Here is a 24,408-nt window from a genome sequence, read left to right on the forward strand (position 1 = left end):
TGGGCCAGATGCTGCTCGCCGTCGCCGCGGCGCTGCTGCTGGTGCAGGGGCTCGGCGCCTTCCTCGTCTACCGCGCCCAGCGCGAAGGCTACGAGGCGGGCATGAACAACGCCGCGGTGTTCCGCCTGATCATGGAGACGCGCGGCCCCCGCGGGCTGGTGCGCCGCCAGAACGGCCGCCCCGGCGACGCCCCGGGGGGGCCGCTCTCCGGGCCGCCGCCCAAGGGCTACCACCTCGAATACAGCACCCGCTCCCCGGTCCTGCCCGGCGAGGCGCGCGACCGCGACGCCGAGAGCGAACTGACGCGGATCCTCGCCGACCAGGACTTCACCGTGCGCGAGGTGGTGGTCGTCCACCGCGCCGCCGGGCAGGACCGCTATGCCCGGCGCGGCCTGCTGCGCCGCGCCGCCAGCTTCGGCCTGCCGCCCGACGAGGTCTCCGGCCTGCTGCGCTCCAACCTCATGGTGGTGGGCGTCCGCACCAGCGACGAGGGCAGCTGGATCATCGCCCGCGTGCGCGGCCCGCGCCCGGAAAACGTGCTGCTGAAGCCGATCCTGATCCAGACGATCAGCATCTACGTGGTGCTGATGATGGCGGTCGCGCTGATCCTGCGCCGTATCACCCGCCCGCTCGCCGCGCTCACCCGCCGGCTCGAACGCTTCGCCGCCACGCAGGACCTCGACGGCCAGCTGCCGCCCTCCGGCCCCGAGGACATGCAGCGCCTGATCGTGGCCCACAACGCCATGGAATCGCGCATCGCCGCCCTGCTCGACGAGAAGGACGTGATGCTCGGCGCCATCGGCCACGACCTCAAGACCCCGCTGGCGGCCTTGCGCGTGCGCATCGAATCGGTCTCCGACGATGTCGAGCGCGGCCGCATGGCCAGCACCATCGAGGACATCGTGCGCACCCTCGACGACATCCTCTCGCTCGCCCGCGTCGGCCGCCCGAGCGACCCGCTGGAACGCACCGAACTCTCGGCGCTGATGTTCGCGGTGATCGAGGAATACGAGGACATGGGCGAGCCGGTCGAAGTGGGCGAGACCGAGCGCATCGCGCTGGAACTGCGCCCGACCTGGATCCGCCGCGCGCTGCGCAACCTGATCGGCAACGCCCTGCGCTACGGCCAGCGCGCCCGCGTCTCGCTTTCGCGCGAAACCACGCCGGGGGGCCGCAGCGCGGTGATCGTGATCGACGACGACGGCCCGGGCATCCCCGAGGACCAGATCCACGCGATGATGAACCCCTTCACCCGCGGCGACCCCTCGCGCAACAGCGCCACCGGCGGCGCCGGCCTCGGCCTCGCCCTCGCCCGCGCGATCGCCGAACAGCACGGCGGCGCGCTGGTACTGGCGAACCGACTGGCGGCAGACGGCACGGTCGAAGGCCTGCGCGCCAAAGTCGAACTGCCGGTGGGGTGAGAGGCAGTCCTGGGGCCCTTCGACAAGCTCAGGAGATCCCCAGACCCGCAAATGGCTACGCCGCGCGCGCAGCAACGCCGTACACGCCTTGCGAGAAAGTGCGATAGACCACTTGGGGCCGGTAAGCGACTGTCGGGTTTGGAGAAGGCACTTGGTGATAGCTGCCGTTGGCGCGCGTCGCGTGCCACCCCTTTAAAGACGCTCAAAGGCCAAACTCCGATCTCAGGTCCTGAACGGCTACTATCCCTGCAGGTGTAGACCAGACATAGTCGTCCAGCGCAGTTCCGTGCAATCAGACTGGGCTGGAACAAGCTCCCTTATGCTCTTGATGGAACCAGAAATAGAACATAATAAGAACATATGCGAATCGTCGATGCTCTTTCTGTGTCTGCCGCCTTGGGCGAGGCTGAGCCTTGGGCGAGCCACATCGCTTCGCTGGACGAGGCGCTTGGGGGCGGGCTTGGCTATGGGCAGGTTCACGAAATCTACGCAGCCGAACCGGACGATGCCAGTTCAACTGCGAGCTTCGCGATGGCTGTCGCCATGGGCATGTGCCAGCGAGCCGACCGCCCGAAACAGACGGTGCTCTGGTTGCGGGAGCGGCGCTGGCTCAAGTCTGCGGGTATTCTACAAGCCAATGGCTGGGCCGAACTGGGCGGCGCGCCCGAGCAGGGGCTGGTGGGTGTCGTCCCCGATACGCTCTCCCTGCTGCGCGCCGCAGCCGAGGCTCTGCATTGTGGCAGGTTGGGGGCCATCATCCTCGAAGGCTGGGGAAAGATGCCCGCGCTTGACCTGACCGCCAGTCGCCGGCTGGTGTTGGCGGCGGAGAAATCGGGTGTGCCCCTGCTCCTGTTGCGCATCGATGCCACGCCCGCGTCCAGTGCCGCGCGCACCCGCTGGCAGGTGGCATCCGCGCCTTCGCGGGCCCTGCCGGGTAACGCCCCGGGCCTGCCGACCTTCGACTTGACCCTGTTGCGCCAGCGCTCCGGCCCTTCCGGCCTGCACTGGCGTCTGGAGTGGGACCGTGATCGACACAATTTCCGTGAAGCGCCGCTATCTGGCGCTGTGGTTTCCGCTCCTCTCGACCGACCGCTGGCGGATCGGGAAAATGCGCCGCAGCAGACAGGAGGCAGGCGCCACGCAGCCTGAGGGGGCAAGCGATATCTCGCTGCCGCCGCTGGCGATGGTCGCCAAGGTCAGAGGCGCGCTCAGGCTTGCGGCGGTGGATGCCAGAGCACAGGCGCTGGGAATTGTGCCTGGCATGACTCTGGCTGACGCCCGCGCTCTGGAGCCGGAGCTTGTCGTGACCGAAATGGATGAAGGCGCGGATCGCCAGTGGCTTGAGCGCCTTGCGCGCGATTGCCGTGACTGGTCGCCGCGCGTCACGCTGGCCGCGCCGGACGGAATCACGCTCGATATCGCGGGCGTGGATCACCTCTTCGGCGGGGAAACCGGGTTATGCACGCAGATCGAGGAGACGATGGCGGCCATCGGCATGACGCTGCGCCATGCCATTGCCTCCACCCCGGAAGCGGCACAGGCGCTGGCGCGTCATGGCGCCCCGTCCATCCGTGACGAGCGGGCAGCGATCCGCGCGCTTCCGGTTCTGGCGCTGGGGCTGGATGCAGATTCCACGCTGGCACTCAACCGCGCGGGGATCAGGCAGATCGGCGATCTGACGGTGCGGCCATCCGCCACCATTGCGGCCCGTTTCGGTGCAGGCGCGATCCACGCGCTTTACCGCCTGATGGGCGAGGAACAGGCCCCGATCGATGTGCTGCGGGACCCCGAACCGCTCCATTTCGAGCGCCGGTTTGCCGAACCCGTCGCACTGCAAGCCACTATCGCGACAGTGTTCATGGCATTGTTGCAGGAGGCCGCAACCGTCTTGGCCGAACGTGATCTGGGAGGGCACCGATTTGTCCTGACGCTCTATCGAACCGATGGAGCGCGCCACCGGCTGGCCATCGAGACGGGGCGAGCCACCCGCGATCCCGCGCTAGTCCTGCGCCTGTTCGACGAGCGGATCGCCAGCCTTGCCGACCCGCTCGACCCCGGCTTTGGCTACGATCGCATCGGCCTGTTTCTGCCCGCGACCGACCCTCTGCCCACCAGCCAGCCGAGCCTTGACGGCAGGGAAAAGGATGAGGCTGAACTGGCAGAACTGATCGAGCGGCTCAGCACGCGGTTGGGGCCGGGCTGCCTGCTGCGCCTTGCGCCGCGCGACAGCCATTTGCCGGAGCAGGCACAACTCGCCCTGCCGGCGATGGATGTGCGCCCGCCGGTTCCTTGGCCGCAGCCGCCCGAAGGCGGGCCGCCGATGCGTCCGCTGTTTCTGTTCGACCCACCCCAGCGCGTCGAAGTGCTGGCCGAAGTCCCCGATGGCCCACCCCATCGCTTTCGCTGGCGGCGCAAGCTGCACGAAGTGCGGCTTTATGAGGGGCCGGAAAGGATCGCCAACGAATGGTGGCGGCACAAGGGCGGGGAATGTGCAGGCCAAGGAGGCCTGACCCGCGACTATTACCGGGTCGAAGATGTGCAGGGGCGACGGTACTGGATCTTCCGGCACGGGCTATATGAAGAGAAGCCCGACCCACAGTGGTATCTGCACGGGCTGTTCGCATGAAGGAAACTGGCGCTCGTCGGGGCGAGCCGGCTTTCGCGGAACTACTGGCCGCCAGCAATTACAGTTTCCTGCGCGGTGCCTCGCATCCGGGCGAGATGCTGGCGCGGGCCTGGAACCTCGGGATGGCGGGCATCGGCATTGCCGACCGCAATACGGTGGCCGGGGTGGTGCGTGCGCATATGGCCTGGCGCCAGATCGGCGGTGCGGCAAGCGGATTCCGGCTGGTCGTGGGAGCACGGCTGGTATTCTCGCCCGATCCCGAGGACGGGCATACGCCGCCCGATATCGTCGCCTATCCGAGGACACGGCATGGCTGGGGGCGACTGACCCGTCTGCTGACGCTGGGCAACCGGCGAGCGAGCAAGGGCGCGTGCACGCTCCACCTGCGCGACCTGCTGGACCATGCGCAGGATATGGCCCTGATCGTCACGCAGCCGGACCGGGCAACGCTGCACGCCTTGCGCGATGCGTGTCCGGGGCGGGTCTGGCTGGCGGCGACGATGCTGCGGGCAGGTGCCGACGCGCGCAGGCTATCCGAGTTGCGCGCCATCTCGGCCGCTCTCAAGGTGCCGCTGATTGCCACCAACGATGCGCTTTATACCGATGCCGATGCCCGGCCTTTGCACGACATCCTCACCTGCATTCGCGAGGGCGCGACCATCGAGACCGCAGGCAGGCGCCTCGCGGCCAATGCCGAGCGACACCTGAAGCCGCCTGCCGAAATGGCGCGCCTGTTCCGCGCCTGCCCGGAAGCGATTACGGCCACTACCGACTTTCTGGCGTGCATTACTTTCACACTCGACGACCTGCGCTATGAATATCCCCACGAGCCCGTTCCCGAAGGTTGGGAGCCGCAAGGCTGGCTGGAAAAACTCGCCCAAGAAGGCGCGCGAGCCTTGTTCCCCGATGGCCTGCCTGAAAACTACCGCACCGTGCTGGCCGAGGAGTTCAGTCTGATCCGCCAGCGCGGCTATGCCTGCTATTTCCTCACCGTACATGACATCGTGCGCCATGCCCGCAGCCTCGATCCGCCGATCCTGTGCCAGGGGCGCGGTAGCGCGGCCAATTCGCTGGTCTGCTTTTTCCTGGGTATCACATCGGTCGATCCGGTGCGCGAGAAGCTCCTGTTCTCGCGCTTCCTGTCCGAAGAGCGCGACGAGCCCCCCGACATCGACGTCGATTTCGAGCATGAACGCCGCGAGGAAATCATGCAGTACGTCTATGCCCGCTATGGGCGTGAGCGTGCGGGCATCGCTGCCACCGTCATCCATTACCGCCCGCGCAGCACCTTGCGCGAAGTGGGCAAGGCGCTGGGGCTGAGCGAAGATGTGACGGCGCGGCTATCCTCCACGATTTGGGGAAACTGGGGCGATGACGTCCCCGAAAGCCGCGTGACGCAAGCCGGGTTCGATATCGGCAATCCGCAGATCGCCCGCCTCAAGACGCTGGTCGACCGGCTGCTGGGTTTTCCCCGACATCTTTCGCAGCATGTCGGCGGCTTCGTGCTGACCGAAGGGCGGCTCGACGAACTGGTGCCGATCCACAATGCCGCCATGCCGGATCGCACCTTCATCGAGTGGGACAAGGACGATATCGACGCGCTCGGCCTGATGAAGGTCGACGTGCTCGCGCTGGGCATGCTGACCTGCATCCGCAAGAGTTTCGATCTGATGCGCCAGCATGGCCTTGGCGATCTGGCCCTCGCCACGGTCCCGCTTGAAGACGCGGAAACCTATCGGATGCTGCAGCGTGCGGACAGTATCGGCACCTTTCAGGTCGAAAGCCGCGCGCAGATGGCGATGCTGCCACGCATGAAGCCGAAAGAGCTTTACGATCTGGTGATCCAGGTGGCGATCGTGCGACCGGGGCCGATCCAGGGCGGAATGGTCCATCCCTATTTGCGCCGCCGCAACGGGGAAGAGAAAGTCCTCTTCCCTCGACCTGCACCGCCGCACGATCCCGATGAACTGCGCGAGGTGCTGGGCAAGACGCTGGGTGTCCCGCTGTTTCAAGAGCAGGCGATGAAACTGGCCATCGTCGCCGCCGAATTCACCCCGGCGCAGGCCGATGGTCTGCGCCGGGCCATGGCAACCTTCCGCAATCGCGGCACGGTCGATCATTATCGCGACCTGTTGGTCGGCGGCATGGTCCGGCGCGGCTATGACGAGGACTTCGCCGAGCGCTGCTTCGAGCAAATCCGCGGCTTCGGCGAATATGGCTTCCCCGAAAGCCATGCGCAGGCCTTTGCCTGGCTGGCCTATGTCTCCTCATGGCTCAAGTGCCATCACCCGGCGGTGTTCGCCGCTGCCCTGCTCAACAGCCAGCCCATGGGTTTCTACGCCCCGGCGCAACTCGTGCGCGATGCCCGCGATCACGGGGTCGAGGTGCGCACCATCGATGTCAACGCCAGCGAATGGGACTGCACGCTCGAAAACGATGAGGGCCGAGATGGAACGCTGTCGCTGCGCCTCGGCTTTTCCCGCCTCGACGGATTTCGTCCACAGTGGGCGGAGGCGATCGTGGCGGCGCGGCAATCCTGCCGCTTCATCTCGGTGGAAGATCTGGCGGCGCGCGGCGATCTTCCTCCAGCCGCCCTGCGCAAATTGGCCGACGCGGATGCCTTGGGATCGCTCGGCCTCACCCGGCGCGAGGCCTTGTGGGACGCGCGGCGCACGCCGCCTGCACAGCTTCCGCTCTTCGCCGCCACACAGGCGCCTGAACTGGGCAAAGAGCCGGATGCGGACCTGCCCGCCATGACCCATGCCGAGGAGATCGTGGCCGATTATCAGACCACCCGGCTCTCGCTGAAAGGCCATCCGATGCAGTTCCTGCGCAGCGCGTTGGACCGCGAAGGCGTGATTCCCTGCGCGGAGGCGAACCGCGCCAGAGACGGTCGCAAAGTGCGCGTGGCCGGTGTCGTGCTGATCCGCCAGCGCCCCGGCAAAGGCAACGCGGTGTTCATCACCATCGAGGACGAGACCGGCATCGTCAACGCGCTGCTGTGGTCGCGCGACATGGAGAAGCAGCGCCGTGCCGCGATGGCCGCCAGGCTGATGGTGATCGAGGGCGAAATCCAGCACAGCAAGGAAGGCGTGGTTCACCTCATGGCCAGCCGGATCATCGATCGCAGCGCGATGCTGCGCGCCCTCGACGATCACACGCAAGACATGGCAACTCTCACGTCAGCCGGCGACGAAATCCATCGCCCGCAAGTCCCTCGCGAACTGCGCAAGCACCCGCGCGATGTCCGCATCCTACCGAAGTCGCGGGATTTCCATTGAGGCCGGGCGAAAGAGGCATGGCAAAGAATAGCAGTTGCAAGAGTGCTGGCTCCACGAACGGCCGGTTTCGACGGGACCAGACATCTCCAGTTGCGGCAGCGGCCGGCAGGAATGTCCCACACCATGTCAGATCTGGATGTCGGCTCTGGGGCTCGAGAAAATTGTTCTCGAACGGCGAGGATGGGCGCCAAACCGACCTCCCTTGCAAGTCGCGCACCCTACTTCATCGCCGTGAAGTCCGCATCGATCTGGCTGCCGACCAGATCGTCCAGCAGCCCGCAATTGCGCACCCGCTCGCTGGCGCGCGCGAGTTCCAGCGCGCCCGACGTTCCCGCAAGGCTCGGGGCGAAGTCGCGGGTGATCTCTGCGGCCTTGGCCACCGAGCAGTAGCGGCCCAGCAGCTGCGGCAGGCGGGTGGCGAAGAACGGGCCGCCGCTGGCGCTCACCAGATCGTCGAGATGGGCGAGCGCCCACTGATAGCCGATGTCGCGCGTGGCGCTGCGGGCCATGATGCCGTCGAGGAAACTCAACCGCTCGCCTTCGCGCAGGCGCGGGTCCTTGAGGTCCAGCAGCCATGACGCCAGCTTCCCGTCACCGGTACGCGCCGAGGCCGCCAATGCAGCCGGGCGGAACACCGGGTCGTCCGACGACAGGGCCCGCTCGACCAGATCGCGCGCGGCATCGGCGCCCGCCTTGTCGGCCGCCCGCTGGAACAGGTAGACGTCCAGCGCATGGTCCATCCAGGCCGGGTCCAGCGCGGCGCTGTCCCCCTTGAGGTAGGCTGCCATCGCCTGCCCCATCGCCTCGCGCAGCGCCCCGCCCCGGCTGGTCGCCAGCAGCGCCTCCACCACCTGCACCCGGCGCTGGATGCGGGCGGGGGCTTCCTGCGCATACATGCCCGCGCGCGGATCGAAGCCGTAGTCCTTGAGCAGCGGCACATAGAGCCGCTCGCGCAGCACATTGAACCCCAGCCGCCCGCGCCCGGTGACCAGCCCCTGCATGACATAGCGCGACAGCGCCTCGAACGGCGCATCGGCGGCATGGGGATCGGGATGACGGATCAGCGCGCGGGCCAGCAGTGCCATCTCGGCAATGTTACCGCGCCCGCCCCGGATCGAGGCGTCGAGCGAATCGACCAGCGACAGCGCCTCGCCCGCGGGCAGGCTACCGGCGCCGGCGATCAGCGACTGCCAGTGCCCGGCGGTCAGTTCGAAGCGGTAGTATCCGGCGCCCCCCGCATTGGGGAACACCGGGCCGCTCCCGGGTACGGTGAAGGACTGGTTCTGCCGGTCCATGATCGTGCAAGTGGTCTGCGCGCCCCGGCGCAAGCACAAGGGGATGATCCACGTGCCCGGCGGCGGGGCGATGCCCGCGGTGGTGTAGCGCAGCTGGGTCACCGCCACATGGTCGCCCTGCTGCCTGATCGCCAGCAGGGGCACGCCCTGCTGCTGCACGAAGCTGCGCAAGGCGGGCACCAGCCGGGGATCGCCCGCGACTTCGGCCAAGGCGGCAAAAAAGTCGTCGCTGGTGGCATTGCCGCCCCGGTGCGCGGCGATGTAGCGGCGCACCCCCTCGCGAAAGCGATCCTCGCCCAGCCAGGCGGCAATCATCGCGACGACCTGCCCGCCCTTGCCGTAAGTGATGGCATCGAAGGCGGAATCGATCTGGTCGCTGGTTGCGATCGCCTGCCGAACCGGGCGCCCCGCCACCAGCGCATCGGTCTCCATCGCCGCGAACCCGGCTTGCAGGGCGTCACCGGCAATGCCGAGGTCTGGCCGCCAGGCATCGCCCATGCGGTAGCCGATCCAGTTGGCGAAACTCTCGTTCAGCCAGATGTCGTCCCACCAGGCCGGAGTGACGAGGTCCCCGAACCACTGGTGTCCCAGTTCATGGCCGACGATGGTGCCGAACTGGCGCTGCTGCGCAACCGGGGCGGCGCCGTCCATGACGAGGATGTCGTCGCGGTAGAGGTCGGCGCCGGGGTTCTCCATGGCGCCGGGCAGCACCGGGCTGGTGATCTGGTCGAGCTTGGGAAAGGGGAACGGGGCGCCGAAAAAGTCCTCCAGCTGGCGCACGATTCGCGCGCTGCCATCCCGCGCAAAGGCCAGCTTTCCGGCGTTCTGGCGGGTGGAGACGATCCGCAGCGGCAGCGGTGCCGCCCGCTCGGCGCTGGCCGGGACCGAACCCTCCAGCACGGCGAACGGCCCCGCCATCACCGCCAGCAGATAAGTCGGCAACGGCAGGCTGGGCGCGAAGCGGTGCACGGCAAGGCCGTTCTCGATCGTGGGCGCGCCCAGCTCGGGCGCATTGCTGACCGCGGTGAGGCCGGGCGGCGTGCGCAGGGTCAGCGTGAAGGGTGTCTTGAAGCCGGGCTGGTCGAACCCTGGGAAGGCGGCACGGGCATCGATAGACTGGAACTGGCTCCAGACGTACCAGTCGCCCTCGACGTTGACACGGAACAGGCCGGAAGGCCCATCGGCAAAAGCCGCGCCGTACGTGAACGTGAGCGTCAGGGGGCCGGCGGGCAGGTCACGGTCAAAAGAGACCTCGGCCAGACCGGTGGCATCGAGCTGGCGCCAGTGGCCGCTCAGCGTTTCACCGCCGATCCGCGCGGTGACCGCGGTGACATCCAGGTCGCGGCCGTGCAGGTACAGTCTAGGTGCGTTTCTGGTCACCTTCAGGTCGATCTCAACCCGGCCTGAAAAACGCGGTTTTCCCGGATCCAGCGACAGATCGAGGCGGTAGGCGGTCGGCTGCGCACTGTCGCCGAGCCGCCCGAACGGCAGGTCCGGCGCGGCCTGCGAAACGATCGGCCCCACCTCCTGCGCCCCCTCCTGCGCCCAGCCCTGCCCCGGCGCCAGAAGCAGCGCGGAGAGCAGGGCCGGGCAGCGGAAAAATTTCATCAAATCAACGCATAAGCCCGCCGATCAGGTTGCGCGCAAAGCGCCCGAGGCCGGGGAATCCGATCGCCTTGCCAAGCGCATCGCCCACCGTTCCCGCCGCCGCGCTGGCCGCCGAAGCCTGCGGATTCGCGCGGCTTTTCTTGCCCTGCATCGACTGCGCAAGGATCGAACCCGCGCTCGCCGCCGCCGCGCCCGCCGCCGCCTTGGCCACCTTGCCGCCAAGCCCGTCCCACAGGCTGGGGCTCCTGCGTTCCTGCTTGCCGACCTCGGCAGCCCCTTTTTCCGCCACTTCCTGCGCCGTTGCAGCCGCATCGGCGGCCTTGGCGGCCAGCACTTCCTCGGCGCTCTCACGGTTCACGGGCGTATCGTACTTGCCCTGACAGGGGCTGATCGACTGGATGATCGCCCGCTCCTTCGGTTCCACCGGCCCCAGCCGCGAGCGCGGCGGCGCGATCAGCGTGCGTTGGACCACGGTGGGCGCGCCCTGATCGTCGAGCGTGGAAACCAGCGCTTCGCCGACCTTGAGCTCGGTGATCGCTTCGACGACGTCGAGCGCCGGATTGATGCGGAACGTATCCGCCGCCGCCTTGATCGCCTTCTGGTCGCGCGGGGTAAAGGCCCGCAAGGCGTGCTGCACGCGGTTGCCCAGCTGACCGGCGATTTCCTCGGGAATATCGATGGGATTCTGCGAGATGAAGTAGACGCCCACGCCCTTCGAGCGGACGAGGCGCACCACCTGCTCCACCTTGTCCTGCAGCGCCTTGGGCGCATCGTCGAACAGCAGGTGCGCCTCATCGAAGAAGAACACCAGCTTCGGCTTTTCGGGATCGCCGACCTCGGGCAGCACTTCGAACAGTTCGGACAGCAGCCAGAGCAGGAAGGTGGCGTAGAGCTTGGGGCTGCGCATCAGCTTGTCGGCAGCCAGAATGTTGATGTAGCCGCGCCCCTTGTCGTCGCAGCGGATGAAATCGGCGATTTCCAGCGCCGGTTCGCCGAAGAACTGCGCCGCGCCCTGGCTGTCGAGCGCCAGAAGCTGGCGCTGGATCGTGCCGACGCTGGCCTTGGTGATATTGCCGTATCTGGCGGAAAGCGCCGAAGCATTCTCGGCGGCATGGGCCAGCATCGCCTGCAGGTCGGGCAGGTCGAGCAAGAGCAGGCCCTGCTCGTCAGCATAGCGGAAGACGACGTTGAGCACGCCTTCCTGGGTGTCGTTGAGATCCATCAGCCGCGCCAGCAGCAGCGGCCCCATCTCGGAGATCGTGGTGCGGACGGGGTGGCCCTGCTCCCCATAGATGTCCCAGAAAATCGCCGGATTGTCGGAATATCCATAGTCCGTCAGGCCGATTTCCCTGGCCCGCGATTCCAGCACGGCTGCATTCTTGAACTGCGGGCTGCCGGACATCGAGATGCCGGAAAGATCGCCCTTCACGTCGGCCAGGAACACCGGCACGCCGGCGGCGGAAAACTGTTCGGCGATGGTCTGGAGTGTCACCGTCTTGCCCGTGCCCGTGGCCCCGGCAATCAACCCATGGCGATTGGCACGCCCAAGGCGCAGGACCTGCCGTTCGCCATTGGCACCGAGCCCCAGGAAAATCTCTTCCATTCATGCCTCCTTGCACCGATCGAGAGTGATAGAGCGCGCCTTGCACAAGGGCGAGAGGGATTTTGGGCGCGCCGCCACTTGATCGCCGGGAGGGATCGCCGGGAGGGAAGGCGGCGCTTGCGAGAAAGCGCACTGGTGCCGCCGGTGCCGGGACGCTAAAGGGCGCAGTCTGAGCCATGCCCCAGCCCTTCATCCTTTTTGACGACGCCCGCCCGGAAGGCGCGGCCGATGCGCGCATCTACCGCAATGCGGTGGAAATCGTCGTCGCGCATACCGAACAGGACGTGCTGCCCGCGCTCGCCCGGATCGAGGCACTGGCAGCCGAAGGACTCCATCTGGCCGGCTACCTTGCCTACGAGGCAGGACAGGCGCTGGAACCGCGCCTTGCCGGCCTGCGCAAGACCGAAGGCCCGCTGGTCTGGTTCGGTGCCTTCGAGGACTTCGAAACCGTTCCCGCCGAAGGCATCGCGCGCTGGCTGGCCGAAAACGCCGCACCCGGCCCGGTAGGCATCGGCCCACTCGATCCGCTGATCTCCACGGGCGACTACATCCGCGCCTTCGAGACGATTCACGGCGCCATCGAGGCGGGGGACATCTATCAGGCCAACCTGACCATGCCGCTGGAAGGGCCATGGCACGGCGATCCGCTGGCGCTCTACGCCGCGATCCGTCCCGCTGCCGCGGCCGGATATGGCGCGGTGATCTGCGACGGATCCGGGTGGCTGCTCAGCTTCTCGCCCGAACTGTTCTTTGCGCTCGACGATCGCACCGTGACGGTCCGCCCGATGAAAGGCACGCGCCCGCGCGGGCAGGATGCTGCCGAGGACTCATTGCTGCGCGAGGAACTGGCCACCAGCACCAAGGATCGCGCGGAAAACCTGATGATCCTCGACCTCATGCGCAACGACCTGTCGCGCGTGGCGGAAGCAGGCAGCGTCCGCGTGGAGCGCCCCTTCGCGATCGAGACCTACCCGACCGTCCACCAGATGGTCTCCACCGTCCATGCCCGCCTCTCGCCGGACAAGGGCGCCGTCGATCTGCTGCGGGCGCTGTTCCCCTGCGGATCGATCACCGGCGCGCCCAAGATCCGGGCGATGGAACTGATCGCCGAGGTCGAACGCCACGCACGCGGGCCGTACTGCGGCTCGATCGGTTTCATCGAACCCTCTGGCGATGCCGCGTTCAATGTGGCAATCCGCAGCTTGCGTCTGTCACCGGATGCCAAGGGCACTTCGGGCCGGGCCACGCTCGGCGTCGGTTCGGCGGTGGTCGCCGATTCACAAGCGCTTCCCGAATGGCGGGAATGCCTGGTCAAAGGGGGGTTCGTGCGAGATTCGGCAGGGGCGCGTTCGCCCGCCAGTTTCGATCTTGTCGAGACGATGCGTTTCACGCCCGAAGAGGGCATCCCGCTGCTGGAACTCCATCTGGAGCGGGTCCGTACCAGTGCCGAGGCGCTGGGCTTCGGTTTTGACCGCCATGCCGTGCGCAATGCGATCCAGGCGCTCTGCTTCGATGCCGATGCGCCTGCCAAGCTGCGCCTGGTCACCGCCCGCAGCGGCGCCTATGCGCTGGAACTGGCCGAATTGCCGGAAACCTTCGAAGGGCCGGTAGCCGTCGGCGTGCTGCCGCTGCCGGTCGACAGCGGCGACTGGCGCCTGCGCCACAAGACCAGCGACCGGGGCTTCTACAATTCCGGCCTGGCCATCGGGAAGCAGGCGGGGGCACAGGAAGTGCTGTTCCTGCGCGACGACGGCCTCGTCACCGAAGGCAGCTTCACCAGCCTCTTTGTCGAGCGCGATGGCATGCTGCTGACGCCGCCCGCCGCGCTCGGCCTGCTGCCCGGCGTGCTGCGCCGCTCGCTGATCGAGCAAGGCCGCGCGGTCGAAGCGGACCTGACGCTGGACGACCTCGCGGACGGCTTCCTGATCGGCAATGCCCTGCGCGGCCTGATGCCGGCCCGGCTGCTCACCTGATGCATAGCTCCACCGCCCTCGCCCGCATCGCCCCCTCGGGGACAACGGCAATGACCGACCGCGCGATCGAATTGCGCGAAGCCGGCATCGACGTGATCTCGCTTTCGGTCGGCGAACCTGATTTCGATACCCCGCCCCACGTGATCGAGGCTGCCAAGGCAGCGCTTGACGGCGGGCAGACCAAGTACACCGCGGTCGGTGGCACCTCGCAGCTCAAGCATGCTGCCGCGCTGCACTTCCGGCGCGACCTCGGCATCGAGGTTGTGCCGTCGCAGGTCACGGTCAGCGCCGGCGGCAAGCAGGCGATCTTCCACGCGATGCTGGCCACCGTGAGCGAAGGCGACGAGGTGATCGTGCCCTCGCCCTGGTGGGTCAGCTATCCCGAGATCGTGCGTTTCGCGGGCGGCAAGGTCGTGCCGCTGCGCACCTCGGCCAAGGACAACTTCCGCTTCACCCCCGCCGACCTCGAAGCGCAGATCGGCCCGCGTACGCTCTGGGTACTGCTCAACAGTCCCGGCAATCCGACCGGCGCCTATTATCCCGAGGACATGCTGCGCGGCATCGGCGAAGTGCTGCGCCGCAACCCGCGCGTGATGGTGCTGTCCGACGATATCTACGCGCCCATCAACTATACCGGCCGCCCGCATGTCACCCTGGCAAATCTCTGCCCGGATCTGGCCGACCGCATCCTGACCGTCTCCGGCGTGTCCAAAAGCCACGCGATGACCGGGTTCCGCATCGGCGTCGCCGCCGGGCCACAGTGGCTCATCAAGGCGATGGAGAAGCTCCAGTCGCACTCCTCGGGCAATCCCTGCTCGATCAGCCAGGCCGCCGCCGTCGCCGCCTTTGCCGGGCCGCAGGACTTCCTGGCTGCATGGCGCGAACGGTTCCGCCAGCGGCGCGACATGGTCGTAACCGCCATCAACGCAATTCCGGGCCTGTCGACGCCCTCGCCCGATGGCGCGTTCTACTGCATGATCGACGCCGCTCCGCTGATGGACCGTTTCGACGGTGACGACGTGAAGCTGGCGCTGCACCTGCTGGAGCACGGCGTGGCGCTGGTCCCGGCCTCGGCGTTCGGCGGCCAGAACGGTTTCCGCATCAGTTTCGCCGCGGATGACGCGCGGCTCGAAGAAGCGCTCCGGCGCATAGAGAAAGCATTGACGTAACATGGAACTGGAAATCCTCTTCGAGGACGGCGAAGCGCTGGTCATCGACAAGCCCGGCGGCCTGCCGCTCGATACGCCGCGTGCCGGCGGGCCGAGCCTCGAAGACCGGCTGGACGAGCTGAAGCTGGGCTTCCACCGCCACCCCGCGCCGGTGCACCGGCTGGACCGCGACACTTCGGGCTGCCTGTTGCTGGCCCGCAACCCCAAGGCCCTGAAGCGCTTTTCCGCCGCTTTCGAGGAAAAGCAGGTCCAGAAGCGCTACCTCGGCATCGTCGCCGGCACGCTGGCGGAGATGGAAGGCACGATCGCGCTGAACCTCTCCAAGGTCAGCACGGCCAAGGATGGCTGGCGCATGATCCCGGCCAAGAAGGGCAAGCCCGCCGTGACCCACTGGCGCAAGCTGGACGAGAAGAACGGGTTGACCCTCGTGGAATTCCGCCCCGAAACCGGCCGCACCCACCAGATCCGCGTCCACGCCGCATCCGGCCTTGGCCACGCGCTGTTGGGCGATCCGGTCTATGGTTCCAGCAAGGGCGCGCCGCGCACCATGCTCCACGCAGCCGGCCTCACGGTGCCGCGCGGCGACAAGGAGCCGATCGTGGCCGTGGCGCCGCTGCCCAAGGACTTCGCCGCGCTCGGCTTCAGCGATGAATGAGCGAGGTTGAAGCCACGATAGACCGCGCCCAGGCCCTGGCGAGCGAGAGCTTCATCGCCGCTTCCGGGCCGGGCGGGCAGAACGTCAACAAGGTGGCGACGGCGGTCCAGCTTCGGATCAACGTCTATACCCTGCGCCTGAGCCCGCCTGTCTTCGCGCGGCTGAAGGAACTCGCCGGCAGCCGCATGACTTCGGGCGGGGAACTGATGTTCACCGCTCGCCGCTTCCGGACCCAGGAAGCCAACCGCGCCGACGCCCGCGAACGGCTCGCGGAAATGCTGCGCGATGCCCATAAGCTCCCCGAAAAGCGCGCCAAGAGCCGCCTCAACCGGGTGGGCAAGGAACAGCGCCTGAAGGGCAAGAAGCTGCGCGGCTCGGTCAAGGCCGGGCGCGGCAAGGTCAGCTTCGACTAGAGCGTTTTCCAATCAGGTGGAATCGCCTGATGACTCGAAAAACGCGGAAAACCAAAATCGCAGAGCAGTGAAATCTAAGGGGTGGCCTCATCGGAGGGCGCCTCGGAAGGCCGCGTGTCGAACATCTCGGCCGCCTGATCGAGGGCAGTGGCCTCGTCCGAGGTCACCGGGGCCGGGACCGGATCCGGCGATCCGCAGCCGGCCAGAGGCAACAGCAGCGCCGCAAGCCAGAGACGCGCGCGCATCAGCCCTCGATCACCCGGGCATGCGGGTGATGCCTGGCGATGTGCTTGCGGATGATCTTCAGGTTGCGAGTGTTCGACCGGAACAGGAAGTCAAAAGCGTCACCCACCACCGGGATCGCGCCGAGCAGCGTATCGGCACCGACATTGGCGGTCATGCGCGCCAGTTGCCACTTCGACATACCGAGGTTGCGCGCCTCCCAGACGAGGTACATGCCCAGCAGGGCCGAAACCACATCGCCCGCCACCGGCACCAGTCCAACCACTGCGTCGAGCCCGACCTTGCGGCGCAGGCCGGGGATGGTGAAGGCGTTTTCAAGCACACGCTCGAGCATTTCGACACGGCGGGTGACGGAAACCGGATCGTTCCCAAGCGGGAACTCCAGGTCCATGCGGCGGGCAGAAGTCTGTCCAGTCGCCAAAGCTTTCGCACTCCTCGAACGGCAACAGCGCCGTCAGACTTATTTGGGAACCCAGGCCAGCGGCATCAAGGGGTGCCAGCCCCAGGTGTTGGGCGCGAAGCCATCGACGCTGCCGCGCACCAGCGACCAGCGGATCGGCGTTCCGAACGGAATGAAGACGTTGGCAGCCGTCAACTCCGCTTCGGCCTCGGTCAGCAGCGCCGCGCGGTCCTGCGGCGTCGCGGCCCTGGCGGCCTCGACAGCCCGTGCATCGGCTTCGGCCGAACAGAGCCCTCGCCGTTCGGCGCAGGACAGCCGGTTGAGGAACCAAGCCGCGCGGGGATAACGCGCCACGTCATCGATCAGCACGAGGTCGGCATCGCGCGCATCCCTGTCGCCGCTGCGCACCAGGCGCAGCCCGATTGCGGACAAATCGGCGGTCAGACGCTCGAACACAGTATCGCTGCCCTCGCCCTGCGGCAGCCAGATCACCAGACCCGGCGCATGCTCGGAAAGCGCCGCCGGTTGCGGCGCATTGCCGCCGCGTGAAAGCAGTCGTTGCAAGGGCCGCTTGGGTGCATCGGCCTTCGGCGACGAGACCGGCGCAGCAGACTGGCCACCTTGCTGCGCCTGCCAGCGCCTGACCCGCGCCGCCGCGACAGCGCGGCGCTCGTCAAGCGACTGGTTGCCCCACCGCTCGCCGATGGTGCCGAGATCGCCATCGAGGCTGGGGCTCACCACCCGGGTCGTCGGCGACCAGCCCCCCAGGCTGAACGGGGCGATCAAAGCCTCGCGGTCGATCGCCATGGCGATGGCCTCGCGATTGGCGGGATCGGCAAGGAAGCCGTGATTGTTCATCACCTGCAATCCGAACAGCCCCACTACCGGATCGACCTGGATGGTGCCGCGCAGGATGCCCACCGAACGGGTGAGCGGAAAGTCCTGGATCTCGCCGCCCATGACGATGTCGACGGCACCGTCATTGAAAGCGGCAACGGCTTCGGGGCCGGACACCGCGCGCAAGTCCACGCGGCGGGTTCGCTGCGCCCAGTTCTCGATGGCGGGCAGCCCGAGATGCGCCGGATCGATCGGCGTGAGCCGCGCTACGCCCCGATCCCGCTCCAGCTTCATCGGCCCGGCCCCGCGCTGCTTGTGCACGAGCCCGAGTTCGGGCTGCGCCAGCAGTTGCAGGAGATAGGGCATCGGCCGGGCAAGGCGGATCTCGATAACGCGCCCGGCCATCGCCCGCACTTCATCGATCCCGCCAAGATCGAGCGCGAACGGCGTATCGCGCGTGTCGTCCAGCGCCTTTTCGATCGCCTGCTTGGCCGATGCGGCGGTCAGCGGGTCGCCCGAGAGCCAGTTGCCGTCGCGCAGGCGGAAAATATAGCTCAGGCCATCGTCGGTGACGATCCAGCGATCGGCCAGCGCCGGAATGACGCGCCCCTTCTCGTCGAACGAGACCAGCCCTTCGCTGGTCGAGGCGCGCACCAGCTGCTCGGCCAGCGGCGCGCTGCGCCCGGTGCTGAAAGGGTCCGCCGGATCGCCGATAGCAGCCACGCCGAGCGCCGAATTGCTGGCCGATCCACACCCGGCAAGCGCCAGCACCGCCGCAAGGACGCCTGCCTGGATGCCTCTTCGCGATGAAATATTGTCAGCCGGCATGATTATGGGCCTAGTCGATTTCCCCGGGCCGGCAAATGGCAGGCACCACCATTACGGCAAAAACCGCGATCGGCCTGTCAGATCTTGCGCAGCGCGCCGGTTTCAGGGGAATAGCGGGCCTCGTGGTTGCGCACGAAACGCGGCGTGGCATCTTCCGCGGCGGCCACCGTCACGCGGGCGAGCTTGGGATCGATCTCGCTGCTGAAGGCCACCCCGAAGCGATTGTCCTGCACCCAGGCGACCGCTCCTTCGACCCAGCCGATATTGCGGATGTTCACTTTCACGAGCGTGCCGCGAACCACCCGGACGCTGCCTTCGCCCATCATGCCGCCGGGAGAAAGGTTGCGAACCTTGATCCGCGCTTCGCCGTCCAAGCCATCGACGCGCAGGTCAGCCATGAGGAACAGGCTGTCGCGTGCGATCTGTCGATTTTCAGCTTCGCTCATCTACTCTCGTCCGGTAATCGAGGCGGCCGTCGAACGTCGTGCAAAACGCGGCGGACGCAAATACCCGGCGAGCCTAACACGAATGTTCGCTCGTTCTAAGGGGCAGTCACCAAGAAAGCCTTAATGATGCGGATCGATCTCTGGCCCGCGACGCGCCCCCAGACCGGGAACCACGCGGATCCGAACCGCGCAGACACGGTTAAAAGTGGTTCATCCGCCATAGGCGGCACCGCGCAAGCGGCCCTGGATCGGCGGATGGCCCGCAGCCGGAGGCAGCGGGTCATCGGCCGATCAGGCGGCTCAATCGTCGCGCGAAACCTTTTCGCGGCGCTCGTGCGCTTCCTGGGCTTCCACCGTCATCGTCGCGATCGGGCGCGCTTCCAGACGGCCGAGGCCGATCGGTTCGCCCGTCACTTCGCAGTACCCGTACTCACCTTCCTCGATCCGGCGCAGTGCCGAGTCGATCTTGGCGATCAGCTTGCGCTGACGGTCGCGGGTGCGCAGCTCGATACCCCAGTCGGTCTCGCTCGATGCGCGATCGTTGAGGTCGGGCTCCCGGATCGGACCGTCCTGAAGCTGGGCCAGGGTGCCGGCCGATGCATCGAGGATCGATTTTTTCCAGGCGAGCAGCAGGCGCCGGAAGTAGTCCTGCTGGGAATCGCACATGTACGATTCATTCTCGGCAGGAATATAGGAACCGCCAAGCATGCGCTTGGCCTTGGCGAGGACATCAATTTCGTCAGATAGGGCCGTTGCCATCCAGAGAATCTCCGCACGAATCGCCCCGGCCCGCCTACGCCCTGCGGCCCCGGATTTTTCCAGTGACCTCCCGGCAAACCGTGGTGGGGCGGCCTATAGGGCCGGTATTCTACCGGCACAAGGACATAACCCGAGCCGTCCACAAAAAACCTGAACGGCCGTTCGATAACAGAGCGCAATCTACCAGAACCGGACGAGCAAGGTTTTTCGATTTATCGTTAACGCTTTGTTGACCATGAATCGGTCAGCTTGACCTCATCGGAAGACCGGACCGCGGTCGGACGGCAATGGGGGTAACGGACGATGGGCACTGTCTGGATCGATTCACTGGGTTTCGCCGCCTGCGAGGCGGACATCGCCGCCGAAAGCCTGCTGCTGGCCGATAGCCTGGCCGCCGCGGCGGAGGGGGACACCTCGGCCTATTTCGACCTGGGTGTCGCATACTCGACCGGCAGCCACGGCGCCGGCTGCGACCTCGTCGAAGCCCACAAGTGGTTCAACCTCGCCGCCGTCGCCGGCCACGAGGACGCCCCGGCCTGCCGCGCGGAAGTCGCCGACGAAATGACCGCGCGCGAAATCGCCGAGGCGCAGCGCCGCGCCCGCCAGTGGCTTTCCGCGACCCTGCGCAAGGCCGCCTAGAGCGTTTGGGGAACGCAGCAGAACCCCAAGTGACCCGGAAACCGCTTCAGGTCTTTCGGAACGGCGTGCGATCGCCCAGCCAGATCTGGTCCTGCGCAATGCCCGCCCGTTCCTGCTCGAGATAGTCGGCAATCGCCGCGCGCAGGCCTTCATGGACGATGTAGTGCGCCGAGACCGTGCGCACCGGTTCATAACCGCGCGCCAGCTTGTGGCCGCCCTGGGCGCCGGCCTCGACCCGCGAGAGGCCCAGCGCAATGGCGGCATCGATCGCCTGATAGTAGCACAGTTCGAAGTGCAGGAACGGCCTCTCCACCAGCGCGCCCCAGTAGCGGCCGTAAAGCGCCTCCTCGCCGATGAAGTTCAGCGCTCCCGCCACGGCCTTGCCCTCGATATAGGCCATGACCAACAGGATGCGGTCCGCCATCGTTTCGCTTAGCCGCGAAAACGCCGCACGCGTCAGATAGGGCTGGCCCCACTTGCGGGCGCCGGTATCCTGATAGAAGGCCCAGAAGGCATCCCAGTGCTCTTCGCCGAGCTGTTCACCTGTCAGCCTGCGGATCTCGACGCCTTCCCGGGCCTTCTCGCGCTCCTTGCGGATGTCCTTGCGCTTGCGGGAAGAGAGTTCGCCAAGGAAGTCTTCAAAGCGCGCATACCCGCGATTTTCCCAGTGAAACTGGATGTCCTCGCGCAGCAGCCAGCCCGCCGTCTCGAAAGCGGCGACCTGATCCGGCTCGATGAAAGTCGCATGGGCGGAAGAGAGTCCGTGCTGCCGGCACAGCGTTTCGGCAGCGCGCAGCAGCGGCAGGTGCAGTTCGGGATGGCGCGTCAGCAGGCGCGGCCCGGTCGCCGGGGTGAAGGGCACCGCGATCTGCAGCTTGGGATAATAGGCACCGCCCGCCCGGTGCCAGGCATCGGCCCAGGCATGGTCAAAGACATATTCGCCCTGGCTATGTTCCTTGAGGTAGGCGGGCAGTGCCGCGACCAGGCGGCCGTCCGGCCCTTCGATGGTGATCGGCACCGGACTCCAGCCACTGCCTTCCCCGACACTGCCGGAAACCTCCAGCGCCGAGAGGAATGCGTGGCTGACGAAGGGATTGCCGCCGCCTGCAAGGGCGTCCCACGCGTCCGCAGGCAGCGCGGAGATACTGCCGCTGATCTGAGCGGTGAAATCGCCTTCGCTCACGCCGGGGTCTCCTCGCCCTGCTCGAAGATCGCGGCATCGGCGTGGTGGCGAACCCGCTCCTGATGTTCGGGGCTGCGCACGGTCCAACTCGCCACCGGCAAGCCGCGGTCGCGCTGAGCGCGGGCAAAGCGGCTCGGCAGGTCGTGGATGTCATAGGCCAGGAAATCGGGCCGCGCCTGCCAAAAGGCCAGATGGCGGCGGATCTTGCCGGGCAAGGCGCGGTCCTCGCCCTCGCTGACGATCAGCCCCCGCACGGTCAGCGGTGAATGGATGCGAAACCAGCGCGAAACGCGGGGGTCGAAGCTCATCACCGCACAGTCGCCGGCATAGCCCTCGAGCACCCGCCGCACCGCCAGACACAGCGCCGCGATCCGCCCTCCGGGACTGGACTTTATCTCGATAAGGACCGGAACCCGTCCGCCCACCCGGTCGAGCACGCGCCGCAGGGTGGGGACCGTCTCCTCGCTGCCGGTCAGCGTGACCGCGCCGAGCTGGGCGGCACTGCGCCGCGAAACCGGCCCACTCTCGCCGGTCAGGCGGTCGAGCGTGGCATCGTGGAACACCACCGGGGTTCCATCACCCGCCCGCTGCACGTCCAGTTCGATGCCAAACTGGCCGCGCAGCGCCGCATCGAATGCGGCAAGCGAGTTTTCCGGGATACCCGCGCCGTGCAGGCCCCGGTGCGCATAGTCGCGTGCGCCGATCCACCCGACCCGCCGGGGGTCGGGGGCCGGCACCAGCCATCGATCAATCGAGGCGAGCAGCACGAAGCGTCACGATGGCGTCCACTTCGACGGCGGCGCCGAGCGGCAGCACCGGTACGCCGACGGCGCTGCGGGCATGCTTGCCGGCATCGCCGAATACCGAGACCATCAGTTCCGAAGCGCCGTTGGCGATCTTGGGCTGGTCGGTGAAATCGCCGGTCGAGTTGACGAAGGCGCCCAGCTTGACCACGCGCTCCACGCGGTCGAGCGATCCGAGCGCGGCCTTGAGCTGGGCCAGGATCATCAGCGCGCAGGCCTGCGCCGCCTCGACGCCGGCTTCCAGGCTGACGTCCTCGCCCAGACGGCCGGTGACGAGCTTGCCGCCGACGAAGGGAAGCTGGCCCGAGACATAGGCGGTGTCGCCGGCGATCACCACCGGCACATAGGCGGCAACCGGAGCGGCGGCTTCGGGCAGCGTCAGGCCCAGGGCGGCAAGGCGGGTTTCGGCTTCAGTCATGATGAAACGGTTTCCTGTCAGTTTGGATCAGTGGGAGGTGTTGTCGGTCAGCCAGTCGAGCAGCCACGGGCCAGCGCTCTTCCAGTCGTCGATTCGCGCATGGGCGTGTCCCGCCGCATGGGCGCAGGCGATATGCGGGGCGAGCAGTGGCTCCGCGCAAAGGTGGAGCCGGCCGATCTGCGGGGCGAACTCGGCCACCGAGCCGTGATGCTGGGCCAGATCGTCGATGAACACCGCGCGGCTGGGCGCATACTCCTCGAGGATCGCCTTGAGTGCCGGGCCTTTCGGCCCTTGGTTCGTGTAGACCCTGAGGTGGACGCCGTGCTCGGCCAGCTGGCGCTGGCGGGCTTCCTGCCGGAAATCCATGAGATTGGTGAGCACCACCACATCGGCATGTTCACCGATCGCGCGAATCGCGTCCATCGCGCCTTCCACGGCGGTCTGCCGGTGCATCTGGCCATCGAAGAACTTGTTGAGCAGCGACCACATCTCGGCCTGTTCGAGCAGCTCGCCCGAAGCCGTGCGGCGCATCGCGCTGGAAAAGTCCCCGCGCGACATGTCGAAGGTCACGCCCTCGTCCTCGGCCAGCCAGTCGCGAAAATGGCTGACCATGTAGAGCAGCACTTCGTCGCAGTCGGTGATCAGCAGGGGACGGCTCATCGGCCGATCCTCCGGCGGGCGGCAGCCAGTTCCTCGGGCTTTACGCCCAGCACGTCGGCGGCGGCGACAAGGTCCGGCTCGTGCGCGCAGAGAAAATCGAGCACCGCCGTCAGCGTGCCGATCTCGCCCAGCGAGGTGCGCAGATGATCGGGCGTCAGGCCGGTCAGCGCCAGGAAACGCTCGGCACGATCGCCGTCGCCCAGCACCCAGCCCAGCGCGTGGAGCGCCAGCGTTTCGGCATCCTGCGATGAGGAAGGGGAACTTCCGAGAATTGTCAGCCTCGCTTGCCTGTCCTAGAGCGGCGGTTCAGCCACTAGATGGGGTTCAGGCGCGGAATGGCAAAGCGAATCCTTGTTGTCGAGGACAACGACCTTAACCGGAAGCTCTTTTGCGATGTTCTCACGAGTCAGGGCTTCTCGGTGGAGCCGGTCGCCGACGGGCTCCACGCGCTCGACAGGGCGCGCGAATTCGTTCCCAACCTCGTCATCATGGACATCCAGTTGCCCAATGTCTCGGGGCTGGACCTGATCGAGGCGGCCAAGAAGGACGCAGTCCTGCGCACGATCCCGGTGCTGGCCGTCACGGCCTATGCCGGCAAGGGCGACGAGGAGCGCATCCGCGAGGCGGGGGCCGAAGGCTATCTCGCCAAGCCGGTCTCGATCGGTCCCTTCATGCAGGCCGTCCGGGCGCTGGTTTGACCCTTCCCGCACGCGTTCCGGGCGCTGGCTTGGCCCTTCCCGCACGCGTTCCGGGCGCTGGCCTAGCCCTTCCCGCACGCGTTCCGGGCGCTGGTTTGCCCCTTCCCGACTCGCGCGTGCTTGACTTTACCCCCCGCCGCCGCTTTTGCGCCGCAATTATCGGCCAGAGCGCCGACCGAAATTACCGGAGTTGAAATGACCATGGACCGCGCAGAGACCTCGGCCCGCATCGCCGCGCTGATCGAACCCTTCAACAAGAAGGGCATCGAGATTACCGACGCGACCCGCTTCACCGACGATCTCGAATTCGACAGCCTGACGGTGATGGACTTCGTGGCCGAAATCGAAGACGGCTTCGACATCATCATCTCGATGAACCAGCAGGCCGAGATCGAGAACTACGGCCAGCTCGTCGACGCCGTGGTCAAGCTCCAGGGCTGAAGGATTCTG

The 24,408-nt window shown here is 67.0% G+C and carries 23 protein-coding genes; 11 read left to right on the forward strand and 12 right to left on the reverse strand.

What is annotated here, in order from left to right; all coding sequences use genetic code 11:
• Window positions 1-8 precede the first annotated feature (8 nt).
• From OKA11_RS06665 to OKA11_RS06680, 4 genes are all read left to right on the forward strand, one after another.
• Window positions 9-1,421 carry an ATP-binding protein gene (locus OKA11_RS06665; protein ID WP_267219718.1) on the forward strand — a complete coding sequence of 471 codons (1,413 nt, stop codon included), beginning with the start codon at window positions 9-11 and terminating at the stop codon, window positions 1,419-1,421.
• A gap of 360 nt (window positions 1,422-1,781) precedes the next feature.
• Window positions 1,782-2,570 (forward strand): ImuA family protein, encoded by a 789-nt coding sequence (locus OKA11_RS06670; RefSeq protein ID WP_267219439.1) that lies wholly within the window; start codon window positions 1,782-1,784, stop codon window positions 2,568-2,570.
• 34 nt (window positions 2,571-2,604) lie between these two features.
• Window positions 2,605-4,047, forward strand: a complete 1,443-nt coding sequence (locus OKA11_RS06675; protein ID WP_407673428.1) for a Y-family DNA polymerase — start codon at window positions 2,605-2,607, stop codon at window positions 4,045-4,047.
• Window positions 4,044-7,328, forward strand: coding sequence for an error-prone DNA polymerase (locus tag OKA11_RS06680; protein ID WP_267219440.1), 3,285 nt, complete (start codon window positions 4,044-4,046; stop codon window positions 7,326-7,328). The genes OKA11_RS06675 and OKA11_RS06680 overlap by 4 nt, the downstream gene beginning before the upstream one ends.
• A 218-nt stretch (window positions 7,329-7,546) precedes the next feature.
• Here OKA11_RS06680 and OKA11_RS06685 read toward each other — a convergent pair whose 3' ends face one another.
• Both OKA11_RS06685 and OKA11_RS06690 read right to left on the reverse strand, forming a co-directional pair.
• Window positions 7,547-10,231 (reverse strand): M1 family metallopeptidase, encoded by a 2,685-nt coding sequence (locus OKA11_RS06685; protein WP_267219441.1) that lies wholly within the window; start codon window positions 10,229-10,231, stop codon window positions 7,547-7,549.
• Window positions 10,232-10,235: 4 nt separating this feature from the next.
• Window positions 10,236-11,834 carry a helicase HerA-like domain-containing protein gene (locus OKA11_RS06690; protein WP_267219442.1) on the reverse strand — a complete coding sequence of 533 codons (1,599 nt, stop codon included), beginning with the start codon at window positions 11,832-11,834 and terminating at the stop codon, window positions 10,236-10,238.
• Between the two features lie 176 nt (window positions 11,835-12,010).
• Between OKA11_RS06690 and pabB the strand changes: the two genes are divergently transcribed.
• Genes pabB through arfB form a run of 4 tightly spaced genes read left to right on the forward strand, consistent with a single transcriptional unit; the run spans window position 12,011 to window position 16,044 of the window.
• Window positions 12,011-13,807 carry an aminodeoxychorismate synthase component I gene (gene pabB / locus OKA11_RS06695; protein WP_267219443.1) on the forward strand — a complete coding sequence of 599 codons (1,797 nt, stop codon included), beginning with the start codon at window positions 12,011-12,013 and terminating at the stop codon, window positions 13,805-13,807.
• Window positions 13,807-14,976, forward strand: a complete 1,170-nt coding sequence (locus tag OKA11_RS06700) for a pyridoxal phosphate-dependent aminotransferase (protein WP_267219444.1) — start codon at window positions 13,807-13,809, stop codon at window positions 14,974-14,976. Before pabB ends, OKA11_RS06700 begins: the two co-directional genes overlap by 1 nt.
• Before the next feature lies 1 nt (window position 14,977).
• On the forward strand, window positions 14,978-15,631 hold the full coding sequence (locus OKA11_RS06705) for an RluA family pseudouridine synthase (protein ID WP_267219445.1): 654 nt from the start codon (window positions 14,978-14,980) through the stop codon (window positions 15,629-15,631).
• A complete protein-coding gene (arfB, locus tag OKA11_RS06710) occupies window positions 15,628-16,044 on the forward strand; it encodes an alternative ribosome rescue aminoacyl-tRNA hydrolase ArfB (RefSeq protein ID WP_267219446.1) in 417 nt (138 codons plus the stop codon). Before OKA11_RS06705 ends, arfB begins: the two co-directional genes overlap by 4 nt.
• A gap of 74 nt (window positions 16,045-16,118) precedes the next feature.
• Here the strand turns inward: arfB and OKA11_RS06715 are convergent, their stop codons facing one another.
• The 5 genes from OKA11_RS06715 to dksA form a co-directional block, all read right to left on the reverse strand.
• Window positions 16,119-16,289: a hypothetical protein gene (locus tag OKA11_RS06715; RefSeq protein ID WP_267219447.1), complete on the reverse strand. Its 171-nt coding sequence runs from the start codon at window positions 16,287-16,289 to the stop codon at window positions 16,119-16,121.
• Window positions 16,289-16,678, reverse strand: a complete 390-nt coding sequence (locus OKA11_RS06720) for a DUF4112 domain-containing protein (protein WP_267219720.1) — start codon at window positions 16,676-16,678, stop codon at window positions 16,289-16,291. Before OKA11_RS06720 ends, OKA11_RS06715 begins: the two co-directional genes overlap by 1 nt.
• A gap of 69 nt (window positions 16,679-16,747) precedes the next feature.
• Complete coding sequence (locus OKA11_RS06725) at window positions 16,748-18,352, reverse strand: ABC transporter substrate-binding protein (protein ID WP_267219448.1); 1,605 nt, start codon at window positions 18,350-18,352, stop codon at window positions 16,748-16,750.
• A 77-nt stretch (window positions 18,353-18,429) separates the two neighbouring features.
• Window positions 18,430-18,798, reverse strand: a complete 369-nt coding sequence (locus OKA11_RS06730) for a PilZ domain-containing protein (RefSeq protein ID WP_267219449.1) — start codon at window positions 18,796-18,798, stop codon at window positions 18,430-18,432.
• A gap of 300 nt (window positions 18,799-19,098) precedes the next feature.
• Entirely contained in the window at window positions 19,099-19,557 is a 459-nt protein-coding gene (gene dksA, locus OKA11_RS06735) for an RNA polymerase-binding protein DksA (protein WP_142636217.1), read from the reverse strand.
• A 303-nt stretch (window positions 19,558-19,860) separates the two neighbouring features.
• Here dksA and OKA11_RS06740 point away from each other — a divergent pair, with 303 nt between their 5' ends.
• Window positions 19,861-20,196: a hypothetical protein gene (locus OKA11_RS06740; RefSeq protein ID WP_267219450.1), complete on the forward strand. Its 336-nt coding sequence runs from the start codon at window positions 19,861-19,863 to the stop codon at window positions 20,194-20,196.
• A 46-nt stretch (window positions 20,197-20,242) separates the two neighbouring features.
• Here OKA11_RS06740 and OKA11_RS06745 read toward each other — a convergent pair whose 3' ends face one another.
• From OKA11_RS06745 to OKA11_RS06765, 5 genes are read right to left on the reverse strand one after another with little or no spacing between them, the layout of a single operon-like run.
• Entirely contained in the window at window positions 20,243-21,379 is a 1,137-nt protein-coding gene (locus OKA11_RS06745) for a GNAT family N-acetyltransferase (protein ID WP_267219451.1), read from the reverse strand.
• On the reverse strand, window positions 21,376-22,116 hold the full coding sequence (locus OKA11_RS06750; protein ID WP_379489312.1) for a glycerophosphodiester phosphodiesterase family protein: 741 nt from the start codon (window positions 22,114-22,116) through the stop codon (window positions 21,376-21,378). The genes OKA11_RS06745 and OKA11_RS06750 overlap by 4 nt, the downstream gene beginning before the upstream one ends.
• Window positions 22,117-22,126: 10 nt before the next feature.
• On the reverse strand, window positions 22,127-22,600 hold the full coding sequence (locus OKA11_RS06755) for a RidA family protein (RefSeq protein WP_207079706.1): 474 nt from the start codon (window positions 22,598-22,600) through the stop codon (window positions 22,127-22,129).
• A 27-nt stretch (window positions 22,601-22,627) separates the two neighbouring features.
• Window positions 22,628-23,260, reverse strand: coding sequence for an HAD family hydrolase (locus tag OKA11_RS06760; RefSeq protein WP_267219453.1), 633 nt, complete (start codon window positions 23,258-23,260; stop codon window positions 22,628-22,630).
• A complete protein-coding gene (locus tag OKA11_RS06765) occupies window positions 23,257-23,538 on the reverse strand; it encodes a DUF3572 domain-containing protein (RefSeq protein WP_323748308.1) in 282 nt (93 codons plus the stop codon). Before OKA11_RS06765 ends, OKA11_RS06760 begins: the two co-directional genes overlap by 4 nt.
• A 57-nt stretch (window positions 23,539-23,595) precedes the next feature.
• Between OKA11_RS06765 and OKA11_RS06770 the strand changes: the two genes are divergently transcribed.
• Window positions 23,596-23,958, forward strand: a complete 363-nt coding sequence (locus OKA11_RS06770; protein ID WP_142636230.1) for a response regulator — start codon at window positions 23,596-23,598, stop codon at window positions 23,956-23,958.
• Between the two features lie 201 nt (window positions 23,959-24,159).
• Window positions 24,160-24,399: an acyl carrier protein gene (locus tag OKA11_RS06775; RefSeq protein WP_142636232.1), complete on the forward strand. Its 240-nt coding sequence runs from the start codon at window positions 24,160-24,162 to the stop codon at window positions 24,397-24,399.
• The last annotated feature ends 9 nt before the right edge of the window (window positions 24,400-24,408 follow it).

This window comes from Novosphingobium clariflavum (assembly GCF_026420865.1).
Classification (GTDB): domain Bacteria; phylum Pseudomonadota; class Alphaproteobacteria; order Sphingomonadales; family Sphingomonadaceae; genus Novosphingobium; species Novosphingobium clariflavum.